Source organism: Streptococcus mitis (genome assembly GCF_022137125.1).
Taxonomy (GTDB): Bacteria; Bacillota; Bacilli; order Lactobacillales; family Streptococcaceae; genus Streptococcus; species Streptococcus mitis_CE.
In genome coordinates, this window is the sequence record NZ_JAKNEQ010000006.1 from 53611 (window position 1) to 67755 (window position 14145).

The following is a 14145-nucleotide window of genomic DNA, read 5'->3' on the forward strand; positions in this document are numbered from 1 at the left end:
TCTTTGATTCATTTAGTTAATTTTATTTTTCTGTCAAGGCTGCAAGTCCTGGAAGAACTTTACCTTCAAGAAGTTCCATTGATGCTCCACCACCAGTAGAGATCCATGAGAATTTGTCTGCGCGACCAAGGTTGATCGCTGCGGCAGCTGAGTCACCACCACCGATGATTGATTTAACTCCTGGTTGTTTCACGATAGCGTCCATCACACCGATTGTACCAGCTTGGAAGTCTGGGTTTTCAAATACACCCATAGGTCCGTTCCATACAACTGTTTTCGCACCAGTCAAAGCTTCATCAAATTTAGCGATAGATTTTGGACCGATGTCAAGACCAAGGAAGCCTGGATCCACTGCTTCACCTTCAGTGTCTTTCACTTCAGTGTAGTCCGCAAATGCGTTAGCTTCTTTTGAGTCAACTGGCAAGATCAATTTACCGTTTGCTTTTTCAAGAAGAGCTTTCGCAACATCCAATTTGTCTTCTTCTACAAGTGAGTTACCGATTTCGATACCTTGTGCTTTGTAGAATGTGTAAGTCATACCACCACCGATAAGGACTTTATCAGCTTTTTCAAGCAAGTTTTCGATAACACCGATCTTGTCTGAAACTTTTGAACCACCAAGGATAGCCACAAATGGACGTTCTGGAGCTTCAACTGCTTCTTGGATGTAGGCAATTTCGTTTTCAAGAAGGAAACCAGCAACTGCTTTTTCAACGTTTGCTGAGATACCAACGTTAGATGCGTGTGCACGGTGAGCTGTACCGAATGCATCGTTTACGAAGATACCATCTCCAAGTGATGCCCAGTATTTACCAAGTTCAGGATCGTTTTTAGATTCTTTCTTGCCGTCAACATCTTCGTAACGAGTGTTTTCAACCAAGAGAACTTGTCCATCTTCAAGAGCGTTGATAGCTGCTTCCAATTCAGCACCACGAGTTACACCTGGGAAAACAACGTCTTGGCCCAATTTAGCTGCCAAGTCTGCTGCTACAGGAGCAAGTGATTTACCAGCTTTATCAGCTTCTTCTTTCACACGTCCAAGGTGAGAGAAAAGAATTGCACGTCCACCTTGTTCGATGATGTACTTAATAGTTGGAAGAGCTGCTGTGATACGGTTGTCGTTAGTGATTACGCCATCTTTCAATGGTACGTTGAAGTCAACACGAACGAGGACTTTTTTACCTTTCAAGTCAACGTCTTTAACAGTAAGTTTTGCCATGTTACAAAAACCCCTTTATTTATTTTATTCGAAACTATTATATCACACTTTGGAAATATAAGGAAAGATTTCACAAGATTTTTCGATATTTAATCTTCATCTTCTTTTTTCTGTTTCAATGTCAAGGCTAAACTAGCAAGACCAAGGCTTGCCAATCCTGCTATTAGGGCTTCATTGGCATCAGCAGTTCCTGTATTTGGCAATTGTTTGCTTGCTTCTTCTGATTTAACTGCTGTATTTTGGGATGGTTTTTCTTGTGTAGGCGCTACTGCTGGTTCAGTTTTTACTTTTGTTCCAATTTCAACAATTTCTGGAATCGCTTCTTGGATGACTTCTGTTGAACGAAGACGACGCTGACCGTTTTCATCAACTTCAAAGACATGTCTTAATAGACCATCTCGTCCCTGTATGATGACTCGTTGTTCCCCAACTAGCATATCAGCATTTTCATGCTCTTGACGGTCAAAGGCAACCTTTTCCTCTTGAACTTCCAATTTAGGAGCCTTTTGTTGATCAGAAGCCGGTTGATTAGTAGGTTTTGGACGGTCTGTGTTTTGTGGTGCTGGATTGGCAGGGATGAGACCAGTACCTACTTCCACGATTTCAGGGCTTGCTTCTTTCAAAACTTCTGTAGCGCGAAGCGTACGATTGCCTTGGCTATCTACTTCAATCAAGCGGCGAATTTGTCCCTCAACCCCTGCTTGGACAAGTTGACGTTGACCGACTGTAAGATTTGGATTTGGACGTTCTTGGTGTTCGAAGGCGATACTTGTCTCTTCAACTTCTAATTTCGGAGTATCCACAACCAAATTCTTGACACCTTCAGTTGGTTCCTTGCTTGAAATAACTTTTTCTACTGGTTTAGCAGGTTGTGGTTTTTCAGCAGATTCATAAACAAAGGCATAATGAGTAAAGTGTGGCGCTGTAAAGATGACATGACTATCCGTTTGTTCAAAAGCCAATTCTACTGCCTCTTTGCCTTCAGGCAAGAAGAAGACTTTCTTCACTTTCTTATCTTTTTCAATTGGAATTCTCACAATAGAAGCGTAAGAGAGATCAACGTCTTGACCTTTTTCATCTAGACCTTCTATTTCAAAGACATGTGCATCTTCTCCAGCAAAGTATTTCTTCTCTTCAGCACTTGCTTGAACACGCTCTACTTTCAAGCCCTTGATGATAGTCTTCTCTTTATTTGAGAAGTGTACTTCAACACCTGTTTTACTATCAGAAAAGACTGCTGGCTTGTCTTCTTTCAATAGAGCAACCAGATCTTTTAGACTCTGTTTCGCTGTTGCAAGCTCTTCTGGACTCAAATCTACTTTTTTAACCAAGGCCTTGCTCTTCTCAAGAAGTGGAGCTAGGGCAGAACCTGAAGGATGGTTTGGTTTAGCAGCCAAGAGTTCTTGAGCCTCACCAGTTAAGCGATCGAGTTCTGTCTTTTCTTCCGTAAATTTCTCTTGACCATTCAAGGCTTTATGAGCTTCTGTCAATTTATTAAGTCGGTCATTAACTTGATCTTGGGTGCTAGTTTCATGGTCTTTCAACACTTGTTCAGCCGCTTCAATTGCTTTCAAGAATGCTGCTTTTACTTCTGGTGAAGCAAAGTTATAGACCACATTATTCTTAGCCGCTTCAACTTCTGCTAATTTTTGTTTGAGATACTCATCGTTTAGTGCTGCTTTTGGAGATACCAAAACATCAAAGTTAACTTCATGCCCTTGGTAATGAAGTGTCAAGGTTTGACGACCAGTCTTTTGAGCATCGTAACCAGAAATTTCAACTCCCTCATCAGTAAAGGAATGTTCTTCCATAGTGTCATTGCTATAAGCCACTGCAAAGCGTCCTTCAGACAAGTCTAAGCTATCACCAACTAGGTAATCTTTTTTCGGCTCCTGACTCACTTCAATTCCCAAAATAGTTTTCGGACTTGCTTCATCTTGACTAGTGACAGTCACTGACAAATTCGCATTTACTGGTTGTCCCAAGTATTGGAGAGTAAGATTTTGTTCTCCCTTATGATGCGTATCAAAACCTGATACTGATACACCCGCGTGAGTTAGGCGAATAAGTTCGTCCTCAGCTCCACCTTCATACTGAACTCGAAGAACACCACCTCTAAGGTCTAAATCCTCCCCTTCGGCGTAGCTTGTTTTCTTAGGTCCTGTTTCTAGGCTGACTGACTTGATTCTTCTGTCATCTTTTGGAACGGAAACAGCTAGGACATTACTAATTTCCTTGCCTGGCAACTGGGTACGATAGTAAAGAAGACCAGATTGATTTGTCAAATCCAATGGTGCACTTGCTAGGTCTCCTCCAACTTCGCTCTTCAAGGTTGCAAGCGGAGTTTGAGAATTTGGATTGTCATAAACAGTGATGGTTGCTCCAGCTGGTACATCCGCAAAGCCAACTTGTACCTTGTTATTGCCTAAAGTACGAGCTGCAGCCTTGGCCATCGGAATATTGACACTTTCTGTATCAAGCTTTTCATACATTTTCCAGTTATAGATACGAATCGCCTTCCATGGAGTTCCATTGTCAGAAGTGACAACATTCAAGCGCCAATCTTGAGCTGTGATAGGTTTGTCAAGGGTAATATCTGTAACATGGGCTTTATTGCCACGGACTTCCTTAGCCAACTTCCATTGACCATCCGCATCTTTATAATAGAGGTCAAAGTCTTTGGTGTTCATCAAACCGTCGTTTACAGATTCTCCACCAGCTCCAGCATGGTCCATCACCCATCTAACAACTGTACGTGGCTGGGTCAAACGAATATCCACACTACCACTTAACTGTCCAGAAGACCACTTGTCTGAAAGACTGGTAATGGTACCATTCAACATACCTTCAATACCTTCTCCACCTTCAGTCTTAGGGAAAGTACTATCAATAACTGTTGCACCTGGAACGATATTTTCAGCTAGCGGTTTTGGTAGGCTGGTATCTTTTACAGTCATGCCCCAATCAAAGGTTGTAGTTGCAGCTTCTGAACGAACTCCATTTTTACCGACTGCTACAACCTTCAGTTCTTGAGTTGTACCTTGAGCACTTGCTGAGCGGCTAACTTTTGGTAGATAAATAGTTGTAGAAGATGAGCCAGTTAGTAATTTCCAGCTGTCTCCATCTTTTTCGTAAACTTCATAGAAATCTGCATCCTTGTTTCCTTTAAATTGCACAACTGCTTCCGCTTCTTGGGCATTTTTAAGGACTTGTTTGGCTACAGCAACTGTGGTTGGTGCCTGAGGAGCATCTTGATTATTGCTGATGGTCAATTGCCCCAGGTTAAATTGATAACCTTTTAAGTCTTTGTCATTTTCAAAATAGAGTTTAATACCGTAAATTGTTTTGCCCGCCAAGGCACTCAAATCAAAATCATCGGTAGTCCAGTTATCTGAAACTGTCAATTCTTTACGGGCAGCTTCATCACCGTAGGTATAATCTTTCTTGGTTGCAAATTCTACATAAACCTTGGTACCCTTGCCTCCTTTGTGGGCAACATGTAATTTGGTTGTATCTGTCACCTTCAAGCGAGTAGAGTACAAATTCACATCTTGCTTGGTCGCACCTGAAAGATCCCCTGCAAATTTGAGAGAAGTTCCACCATTATAAGCATCTTCAAAATCATAGCTTGCTTTCAACTTATCACCAGTTGATTTTTGCCACCAGCGCCATGTTGGAAGAACACCTGAAACTGAACGGTAATTCCACTCAGAATCCTTAGAAACCTTACCATCTACGAACCACTTTCTACCATGACCTGTATTAAAAGAAGTAGTAAAAGTATTACCTACTGCTGGCGTACGGTCCGCAACTAGGTTAGCAATACCATACCAATCTTTGTCACCTGGTTTTTGACCAGTAGGATCCCCTTGGTAACCTGTAAAGAAGATATCTTCATTTTTATGGTAATCTTCACCCGTTTTTCCTAAACTTGTAATGGTATCTGGGGCGAACAAACCAAGAGAAAGGCGCAATTTCCCATTTTCATCTAAAATGTCATTCCATTTGACCTTGGTCTTGTAGGAACCACCCTGTTGCAATTCCAAGCCTGCAAATACGTCATAAGGATTACGACCAATCCAGTTGGCAGTTGCAATAGTGTAATCATTTTTAGCCTTATCCCAGTTAAAGTTAGCAAAGAAGTTATCTGCTGGAACCTTATCTCCTTCAGGTTGCATGAATTGGTAGTTGTATTCTCCCAAACCATCTTGGTGGTAACGTCCATAGTTATAAGTCATGGCATCGTACCAAGAATACTTGATTGGATGGTTTACCTTAGCAGCATACTCCTTAGTATAGAGCATAAACTGGCGCATCTTTTCTCCAAGAGGTTCAACCAAATCCCCAGTTGTTTCCTGGTTGATGAAATAGCCATCATAGCCATAATACTTGGCCATATCTACCAATTTACGGGCAATTGGGAAGCTACCATCTGGGTCTTGCTTCAAAGCTTCAGCAAATTTTTCTTGATCTGCAATACTATTAGACCAGTTGAAGAAGAGTGTACCATATACAGGAACCCCGTTACGGTGACCTGCATCAATAACGTCAGGAGTTGGTACGAGACCTTCCCAGAAGACCATTGAATCTAGATATTGCCAATAGTCAAAAGCATAAGCCTTGAACTCTTCTCCACCAACAGAAGCGTGGTCTTTTGCTTTAGAGTTGGTGTTTGATAGGGCTTGTACTTTTGCTTCCTTGCTAGCTTTTTCATTGACTAAATGACCTGTCCGACGTGAAGCGAGGGCGACAGACCCGCGGTTAATAGCATCATCTTCACGAGCACCTGGTTCCCATTTTAACAATTCTTCCCAAGAATTAAATTTGATTTCCTTTGGTTTTAATGTTTTTTCTGTATTTTTAGGGACATCTGGCTGGACTTCTTTTTCAGTCTTATTAGCTTCTGCTGCTGGCTTAGACTCATCTCCTTGGCTAGTTGCTTCAGGCTTTGCTTCCGTTTCCTTGTCAGACTTAGGTTTTGCTTCTGCAGATGGTGTTTCTGCAACCACCTCACTTGCTTTTTCCTCTGGTTTAGCTGCGCTAGCTGCTTCTGCAGTTTCAGTAGTTGCAGCTTCATTGCTTGCTGGCGAAGCAGTTTCAGATGCTGTCGCTACTCCTTCTGCCTTTTCTGGCTTGTTTTCTCTAGCCTGTTCTCCTTCATGCTGCTTGTCAGCTTCATTAGTTGGATACTCACTCTCTCCTGAAACAAGCTCTGTATTGGCTCCGTTATTTTCAGGAACTGCAGTTTCTTCAGCCAAGGCTGGACCAGCAAATAAAACAGCACCAATCATCAGCGAGCAGGCTCCTACTGATAACTTACGAATACTGTAACGACAACGTCTTTCAAAAAATGGATTCTTCATTTTCTCCTCCTAAAAAATTGATTTTGTTGCACAAAAGAAAGCGCTTAACTTTCTTTATAAAATTTTTATCCCAATCACAGGGACCAAGATAATTCCTCCCTCATTTTAAAATATTTCTTTTAAATGTCAATATATAAAAGGAAATACCTATATCTAGGTTAGAAATTGGTAAAATTAATATAATCAAGGCCCATTCTAACGAATTTTCTTTCTAAAATCTTAGCTTAACACTTGTTAGATTTACTTTTATCCTTTAAAATAGAATAGGAGAAATTCCGTTATTATTTTTCGGAGGAAAAAGAAATGTCCATTAATTGGCAGGAAATTTTATTTCACTTTTTAGGTGGTCTGGGACTATTCTTATATAGTATCAAGACCATGGGAGACGGTTTGCAACAAGCTGCTGGAGATCGCCTTCGTTTTTACATTGACAAGTACACTAGCAATCCGTTCTTCGGTGTGCTAGTTGGTATCGGTATGACGGCGCTAATTCAGTCAAGTTCTGGGGTCACAGTCATTACAGTGGGGCTAGTCAGCGCAGGACTTTTGACCTTGCGTCAAGCTATCGGTATTGTCATGGGTGCCAATATTGGAACTACCGTTACATCCTTTATCATCGGTTTTAAGCTAGGAGATTACGCCTTACCAATGCTTTTCATCGGAGCGATTTGTCTCTTCTTCACCAAGAATCGCTCTATCAATAACATCGGACGTATCATTTTTGGTGTAGGTGGTATCTTCTTCGCTCTCAATCTTATGAGCGGTGCAATGGAACCTCTAAAAGACCTGCAAGTCTTTAGAGACTATATGGTTGAACTAAGTAAGAGTCCTATTCTAGGTGTCTTTGTCGGAACTGGACTAACCCTACTCATTCAAGCTTCTTCCGCAACTATCGGTATCCTACAGAATCTTTACGCAAGTGGTTTGATTGATCTACAAGGTGCCCTACCAGTCTTGTTTGGTGATAATATCGGAACGACCATTACAGCTATTATTGCTTCTCTTGGAGCCAATATCGCTGCCAAACGTGTTGCTGGTGCCCATGTCGCCTTTAACGTGATTGGTACGGTTATCTGTATTGTCTTCCTTGTACCTTTCACTGGCTTGATTCAATGGTTTGAATCTACACTCAATCTGGCTCCAGAAATGACCATTGCCTTCGCCCACGGAACCTTTAATATCACAAATACTATTATCCAATTTCCATTCATCGGAGCCTTGGCCTACTTTGTAACCAAGCTCATCCCTGGTGAAGATGAAGTTGTCAAGTACGAGCCACTTTATCTTGATGAGCATTTGATTAAACAAGCTCCATCAATCGCTCTCGGAAATGCCAAAAAAGAACTCCTTCACTTGGGAAATTATGCTTCTAAAGCCTTTGACCTTTCATACAACTACATCATTAACCTCAATGAAAAGGTTGCTGAAAAAGGCCACAAGACGGAAGAAGCCATCAATACCATTGATGAAAAATTGACTCGTTACCTTATTACTCTTTCAAGTGAAGCCCTTAGCCAGAAAGAAAGTGAAGTGCTGACCAACATCCTTGATTCATCCCGTGATTTGGAACGGATTGGGGATCACGCAGAAGCTCTTCTCAATCTGACTGACTACCTTCAACGTAAAAATGTTGAGTTCTCTGAAGCTGCTTTGCAAGAACTAGCTGATATCTATCAAAAAACCACTGACTTTATCAAAGATGCCCTTGATAGTGTAGAAAACAATGATATTGAAAAAGCTCAAAGTCTGATTGAACGCCATAAAGAAATCAACAATATGGAACGTGTTCTCAGAAAGACCCACATCAAACGCCTCAACAAAGGCGAGTGTTCAACACAAGCTGGGGTCAACTTTATCGACATCATTTCCCACTATACTCGTGTATCTGACCACGCCATGAACCTTGCTGAAAAGGTTATCGCTGAACAAATCTAAGATCCAAGAAGCTATCCTAAATGGGGTGGCTTTTTTCTTTTCCTAACCAAGAATTGCTTTTCTAATATATAGAAAAATGCTTTGATTCACAATGGAATCAAAGCATTTTAAAGAGCTCCCCATACATAATCGCAGAAGCTGCGGTTCCTCTGTACTTTGCTTCTTCTCTTTTGATAAAGCGAGCCAAGTTGAGCAACTCAGGTGCTGGATGTTTGGGATTTAGGAGCAATTCACGATTGACCAGGCCTGAGAGACGAACTGCCAGCAATTGCTCATTTGTAGTAGGCAGTTTTTTAGCAGTCTCTAGGAGAGCAGCAACTAAATCTTCACTCAAATCATGTCGAGCATGATTGTAAAGATCTTTTACAAGGCTTTCTAGGTTTGGTTCTACCATCCCTACCACCTCCCTTATGGTTTAATAATTTTTAATCAAGTCAACCGTTGAACGATCCAATTTTTTCACCAAGGCTTGTAAGAAAGCTTGCGCTTCTAGGAAGTCATCCATAGCGTAAAGGGTTTGGTGAGAATGGATATAACGAGCGCAAACACCGATTGTTGTTGATGGGACACCACCATTTTTCAAATGAGCTGCGCCAGCGTCTGTTCCGCCTTTACCACAGTAGTATTGGTACTTGATTCCAGCTTCTTCAGCCGTTGTCAAAAGGAAATCCTTCATACCTGGGAGAAGCAAGTGACCTGGGTCGTAGAAACGAATCAGGGTTCCATCCCCAATCTTGCCTTGACCGCCATAAACATCACCAGCAGGTGAGCAATCAACTGCGAGGAAGACTTCTGGGTCAAACTTGGTTGTGGAAGTATGAGCACCACGCAGACCAACCTCTTCTTGGACGTTAGAACCCAGATAGAGTTCATTTCCGAGTTTTTGACCTGAAAGAGCTTCCGCCAACTCGCTTACCATAAGAACCCCGTAGCGGTTGTCCCAAGCTTTTGAGATGATATTTTTTTCATTGGCTGTCAAGATAGCAGAGCTATCAGGGACAATGGTATCACCAGGACGGATGCCAAAGCTTTCTGCCTCAGCCTTGTCCGCAAAACCACCATCAAAAACGATATCGGCAATGGCTGGCATGGTTGGTCCACCCTTTCCACGAGTCAAATGTGGAGGAACAGAACCTGAAATCACAGGGATTTCACGACCATCACGAGTCAAGAGTTTGAAACGTTGGCTGCTGACTACCATAGGATTCCAACCACCGATTTCTACGACACGGAAGGTACCGTCTGTCTTGATTTCGCTAACCATAAAACCAACTTCATCCATGTGAGAAGCAACCAAGACGCGCGGTGCATCCGCAGCTTCTGAATGCTTGATACCAAAAATACCACCCAAGCCATCTGTCACCACTTCATCCACATGCGGTGTCAACTTTTCACGAAGATAAGCACGGACAGGTGCTTCATGACCTGAGATCGCAGCAAGTTCTGTTACTTCTTTGATTTTTGAAAATAATGTTGTCATTTCAGTTCCTTCTTTCTTTCATCCATTTTACCACTTTTTATAGGAGAAGGATAGCGGGAAGGTGGATTTCTAAATTAGTATCTTAGTCTTACTGTATCTTAGAAAAAGCTTGTATTTTCTTGCATTTGAAGTAAAATCTAAAAAAATTCCAAGATTCACTCGAAATTTTATTCCCAAACAAAAAAAACAATCCGATGCCAAAATCGTTCAGATTTTTCATAAAATTTGCAGAAAATAGTTGACTTTGCCTTCTTATTTCTTTAAAATAGTACAAAACTAGGAAAAGGAAAAAATCATGACCAAAACAATTCTTGTTACAGGTGGAGCTGGCTACATTGGCTCCCATACCGTTAAAGCTCTTTTAAATGCTGGCTATCAGGTACATGTTCTAGATAATCTCTCTACAGGAAATCGTTCGGCTGTAGATAGTCGTGTTAGCTTTAAACAACTGGATGTTTATGATGCTAGTGCCCTAAAAGCTTACTTGGAAGAAAACAAGATTGACGCTGTTCTGCATTGTGCGGGTGAGATTGTTGTGAGCGAAAGTATTGAAAATCCAAGTAAATACTTCACTGCCAATGTTGCTGGTATGAACCAAGTTCTCAAAGTCTTATCTGAAGTTGGCATTCAAAAAATCATGTTCTCTTCGACTGCTTCCCTCTATGGTAATAACTGTATTGACAAGCCAGCAACTGAAGATACCCTGCTCGATCCTGTCAATCCTTATGCAGAGACAAAACTGATGGGCGAACGAATGATTTACTGGATGGCTAATCGCTACGACTGGAAATATGTCATTTTCCGTTACTTTAATGTTGCTGGGGCTGAAATGGATGCTTCAAACGGCCTGCGTGTGAAAAATCCAACTCACATCATTCCCAATATCAACAAAACCGCATTGGGACAAAATGATAGCCTGAAAATATTTGGAGATGACTACGATACACGTGATGGTTCATGTATTCGAGATTACATTCATGTCTTGGACCTTGCACAGGCTCATGTTAAAGGAATGAACTACCTATTTCAAGAAAACAGTTCTTCTCAAATCTTTAACTTAGGAACTGAAAAAGGCTATACCGTCAAAGAAATCTTTAAAACTGCTGAAGAACTACTGAATCAAAAAATACCACACGAAATTGTTGCTCGCCGTGCTGGGGACCCAGCCAGCGTCCTAGCAGACGCATCAAAAGCTAAAAAATATCTTGATTGGAAGGCTAGCTACTCCCTCGAAGATATTATTTTATCAGATTATCGTTGGCGTGTTAAAGAAGGCAAAAACATTTTGGAATAGGATAACAAAGGAGAAAGCCTTGGCGCTCTCTCCTTGTTTTATTCATTAAATTGTCAGAAAATTTATTGACAGATTAAATAAATCATGTTACAGTAATATCCGCAGGTATCTTTCAGTACCAAATCTACATGAAAGGATGGGGTATGAAACTTTCTCATTATTTAATTGGCTTACTTCTACTCCTAGTCTTTCTCTCTATTAGCATTGGGACCAGTGATTTTTCATGGGGAAAACTCTTTGCTCTGGATCATGAAACTTGGCTTCTCTTTCAAGAGTCCCGTCTTCCAAGAACCATCAGTATTCTCCTGACGGCCTCTAGTATGAGTATGGCAGGACTTCTCATGCAGACTATCACTCAAAATCAGTTTGCTGCTCCAAGCACAGTTGGAACGACTGAAGCTGCCAAACTGGGAATGGTGCTGAGCCTCTTTGTCTTTCCGTCGGCTAGTCTGACCCAAAAGATGCTCTTCGCTTTTGTTTCATCCATCACATTCACCCTCTTCTTCCTAGCCTTCATGACTATTTTTTCTATAAAGGAAAGGTGGATGTTGCCTCTGATTGGGATCATCTATAGCGGGATTATCGGTTCTGTGACAGAAGTTATCGCCTACCGTTTCAATCTGGTTCAGAGTATGACAGCTTGGACCCAGGGCTCCTTCTCCATGATTCAGAATCATCAGTATGAATGGCTCTTTTTAGGCCTCATCATCCTGATAGCCGTTTGGAAATTATCCCAAACTTTTACCATCATGAATCTGGGCAAGGAAGCAAGTGAGAGTTTGGGGATTTCTTACTCCCTACTTGAAAAACTGGCTCTCTTTCTGGTTGCTCTAACGACTAGTGTCACCATGATTACCGTGGGTGGCTTACCTTTTCTCGGAGTTATTGTTCCCAATCTTGTTCGCAAGCGTTATGGAGATAATCTAAGTCAGACCAAACTTATCGTCGCACTGGTTGGAGCCAATCTAGTTCTGGCTTGCGATATCCTATCCCGAGTTCTGATTCGACCCTATGAGTTGTCTGTCAGTCTTCTACTAGGAATCATTGGTAGCCTCGTCTTTATCCTACTTCTATGGAGAGGGGGACGAAAAGATGCAGTTTAAAAGCAAACATACCAAACTCTTCTGCCTTCTCATTATTCTCGCCATCGGAGCTTGTCTTCTCTACTTTTGGCCCATCACTCACTTGTCAGCCTTTGCTTGGAAATTGCGTTCCCAAAAAATTGTCGTTTATCTCTTGGTAGCTATCGCGACTGGGATTTCGACCATTAGTTTTCAAACCCTGACGGAAAATCGTTTCCTGACTCCTAGTATTTTGGGAATCGAATCCTTCTACGTCCTACTACAAACTCTGCTACTGGTTTTTGAAAGCAAGTTTCTTCAACTCGGGAAGTCTCCCATCTTAGAATTCCTAATCTTACTTCTTGTCCAATCCCTCTTCTTTCTCGCCTTAGAAGGCTACCTGAAGACGCTGATGAAACAAGATCTGGTCTTTATCCTGCTGATTTGTCTTGCCCTCGGAAGTCTCTTTCGAAATATCAGTACCTTCCTTCAGGTCCTGATGGATCCAAACGAATACGATAAACTGCAAAACGGTCTCTTTGCCTCCTTTCAACATCTCAACACTTCCATCCTAGCCATCGGTTCTCTGATTATCCTTGCTTTGACCATCTTTTTCTTTCGGAAAGCAGTCATTCTGGATGTCTTGCACCTGCAAAGAGAAACGGCTCAAATATTGGGGCTCAATGTGGAAAAAGAACAGAGAGAACTCCTCTGGGGCATCGTGCTTTTGACTTCAACAGCCACCGCCTTGGTAGGTCCTATGGCTTTCTTCGGCTTTATGCTGTCCAACCTCACCTACCTGATTGTCAAAGACTATCGGCACAAGTTACTCTTTATCGTAGCCATTCTGGTTGGATTTATTAGCTTGACCTTGGGGCAAGCCTTGATTGAACGAGTCTTTGCGCTGGAAATTCGCATCAGCATGATCATCGAAAGTGTAGGAGGTCTCCTATTCTTTATCTTACTATACAGGAGGGCGCGTCAGTGAAACTGGAAAACATTGACAAATCCATTCAAAAACAGGATATTTTGCAAGACATTTCACTTGAAATCAGTCCTCAGAAACTGACAGCCTTCATTGGTCCAAATGGTGCTGGAAAATCGACTCTCCTCTCCATCATGAGCAGACTGACCAAGAAAGATCAGGGAATTCTCAGTATCAAAGGCCGTGAAATCGAGAGCTGGAATTCGCAAGAACTGGCTCAAGAACTGACTATCCTAAAACAGAAAATCAATTACCAAGCCAAATTGACTGTTGAAGAACTGGTCAGCTTTGGACGTTTTCCCTACAGCCGAGGTCGACTGAGACCAGAAGATTGGGAAAAAATCCGAGAAACTCTGGACTATCTGGAACTGACCAACTTAAAAGACCGCTACATCGATAGCCTGTCTGGAGGACAGCTCCAGCGAGTCTTTATCGCTATGGTACTGGCCCAGGATACGGACTTTATCTTGCTGGACGAACCGCTCAACAATCTCGACATCAAACAAAGTGTCAGTATGATGCAGATTCTTCGACGACTGGTGGAGGAACTCGGCAAGACCATTATCATCGTCCTCCACGATATCAACATGGCCAGTCAGTATGCAGATGAAATTGTCGCCTTCAAGGACGGTCAAGTCTTTTGCAAAGGAACGACAAATCAAATCATGCAGTCTGATCTGCTCAGTCAACTCTATGAGATTCCCATCACGCTAGCTGATATCAATGGCAAAAAGATCTGTATCTATAGCTAATAACATATAAGTTCAAGTTAGAGAACCTTCAGTCTCTTAGTCAATAAGACCAAGAG

Annotated in this window: 9 protein-coding genes and 1 pseudogene; 5 read left to right on the forward strand and 5 right to left on the reverse strand. The window is 41.8% G+C overall.

The features are described from left to right. Positions 1 to 22 precede the first annotated feature (22 nt). The 3 genes and pseudogenes from L0P31_RS06480 to L0P31_RS09460 all read right to left on the reverse strand — a co-directional run. Positions 23 to 1219 (reverse strand): phosphoglycerate kinase, encoded by a 1197-nt coding sequence (locus tag L0P31_RS06480; RefSeq protein ID WP_172921947.1) that lies wholly within the window; start codon positions 1217 to 1219, stop codon positions 23 to 25. Between the two features lie 89 nt (positions 1220 to 1308). Next, positions 1309 to 6228 carry an endo-beta-N-acetylglucosaminidase gene (locus L0P31_RS06485; RefSeq protein WP_419991935.1) on the reverse strand — a complete coding sequence of 1640 codons (4920 nt, stop codon included), beginning with the start codon at positions 6226 to 6228 and terminating at the stop codon, positions 1309 to 1311. A gap of 291 nt (positions 6229 to 6519) precedes the next feature. Next, positions 6520 to 6582 (reverse strand): annotated as a pseudogene (locus tag L0P31_RS09460) (YSIRK-type signal peptide-containing protein); the annotation flags it as partial. A gap of 303 nt (positions 6583 to 6885) precedes the next feature. On the opposite strand from L0P31_RS09460, the gene L0P31_RS06490 reads away from it, so the two are divergent. After that, a complete protein-coding gene (locus L0P31_RS06490) occupies positions 6886 to 8517 on the forward strand; it encodes a Na/Pi cotransporter family protein (protein WP_238096233.1) in 1632 nt (543 codons plus the stop codon). A gap of 97 nt (positions 8518 to 8614) precedes the next feature. Here L0P31_RS06490 and L0P31_RS06495 read toward each other — a convergent pair whose 3' ends face one another. Then, on the reverse strand, positions 8615 to 8911 hold the full coding sequence (locus tag L0P31_RS06495) for a bacteriocin immunity family protein (RefSeq protein WP_033679682.1): 297 nt from the start codon (positions 8909 to 8911) through the stop codon (positions 8615 to 8617). A gap of 21 nt (positions 8912 to 8932) precedes the next feature. Beyond that, positions 8933 to 9997 carry a glutamyl aminopeptidase gene (pepA, locus tag L0P31_RS06500; RefSeq protein ID WP_238096235.1) on the reverse strand — a complete coding sequence of 355 codons (1065 nt, stop codon included), beginning with the start codon at positions 9995 to 9997 and terminating at the stop codon, positions 8933 to 8935. A gap of 295 nt (positions 9998 to 10292) precedes the next feature. Here pepA and galE point away from each other — a divergent pair, with 295 nt between their 5' ends. From galE to L0P31_RS06520, 4 genes are all read left to right on the forward strand, one after another. After that, entirely contained in the window at positions 10293 to 11291 is a 999-nt protein-coding gene (galE, locus tag L0P31_RS06505) for a UDP-glucose 4-epimerase GalE (protein WP_033684762.1), read from the forward strand. Positions 11292 to 11434: 143 nt separating this feature from the next. Then, positions 11435 to 12394: an ABC transporter permease gene (locus L0P31_RS06510; RefSeq protein ID WP_020903104.1), complete on the forward strand. Its 960-nt coding sequence runs from the start codon at positions 11435 to 11437 to the stop codon at positions 12392 to 12394. After that, a complete protein-coding gene (locus L0P31_RS06515; protein WP_238096237.1) occupies positions 12384 to 13340 on the forward strand; it encodes an iron chelate uptake ABC transporter family permease subunit in 957 nt (318 codons plus the stop codon). The genes L0P31_RS06510 and L0P31_RS06515 overlap by 11 nt, the downstream gene beginning before the upstream one ends. Continuing rightward, entirely contained in the window at positions 13337 to 14089 is a 753-nt protein-coding gene (locus L0P31_RS06520) for an iron ABC transporter ATP-binding protein (RefSeq protein ID WP_238096239.1), read from the forward strand. Before L0P31_RS06515 ends, L0P31_RS06520 begins: the two co-directional genes overlap by 4 nt. The last annotated feature ends 56 nt before the right edge of the window (positions 14090 to 14145 follow it).

What these genes read in the sequence shown, in the direction of transcription:
- L0P31_RS06495 (WP_033679682.1), bottom strand. Translation starts at nt 8,911, where the DNA reads ATGGTAGAACCAAACCTAGAAAGCCTTGTAAAAGATCTTTACAATCAT.
- galE (WP_033684762.1), top strand. Translation starts at nt 10,293, where the DNA reads ATGACCAAAACAATTCTTGTTACAGGTGGAGCTGGCTACATTGGCTCC.
- L0P31_RS06510 (WP_020903104.1), top strand. Translation starts at nt 11,435, where the DNA reads ATGAAACTTTCTCATTATTTAATTGGCTTACTTCTACTCCTAGTCTTT.
- L0P31_RS06515 (WP_238096237.1), top strand. Translation starts at nt 12,384, where the DNA reads ATGCAGTTTAAAAGCAAACATACCAAACTCTTCTGCCTTCTCATTATT.
- L0P31_RS06490 (WP_238096233.1), top strand. Translation starts at nt 6,886, where the DNA reads ATGTCCATTAATTGGCAGGAAATTTTATTTCACTTTTTAGGTGGTCTG.
- L0P31_RS06480 (WP_172921947.1), bottom strand. Translation starts at nt 1,219, where the DNA reads ATGGCAAAACTTACTGTTAAAGACGTTGACTTGAAAGGTAAAAAAGTC.
- pepA (WP_238096235.1), bottom strand. Translation starts at nt 9,997, where the DNA reads ATGACAACATTATTTTCAAAAATCAAAGAAGTAACAGAACTTGCTGCG.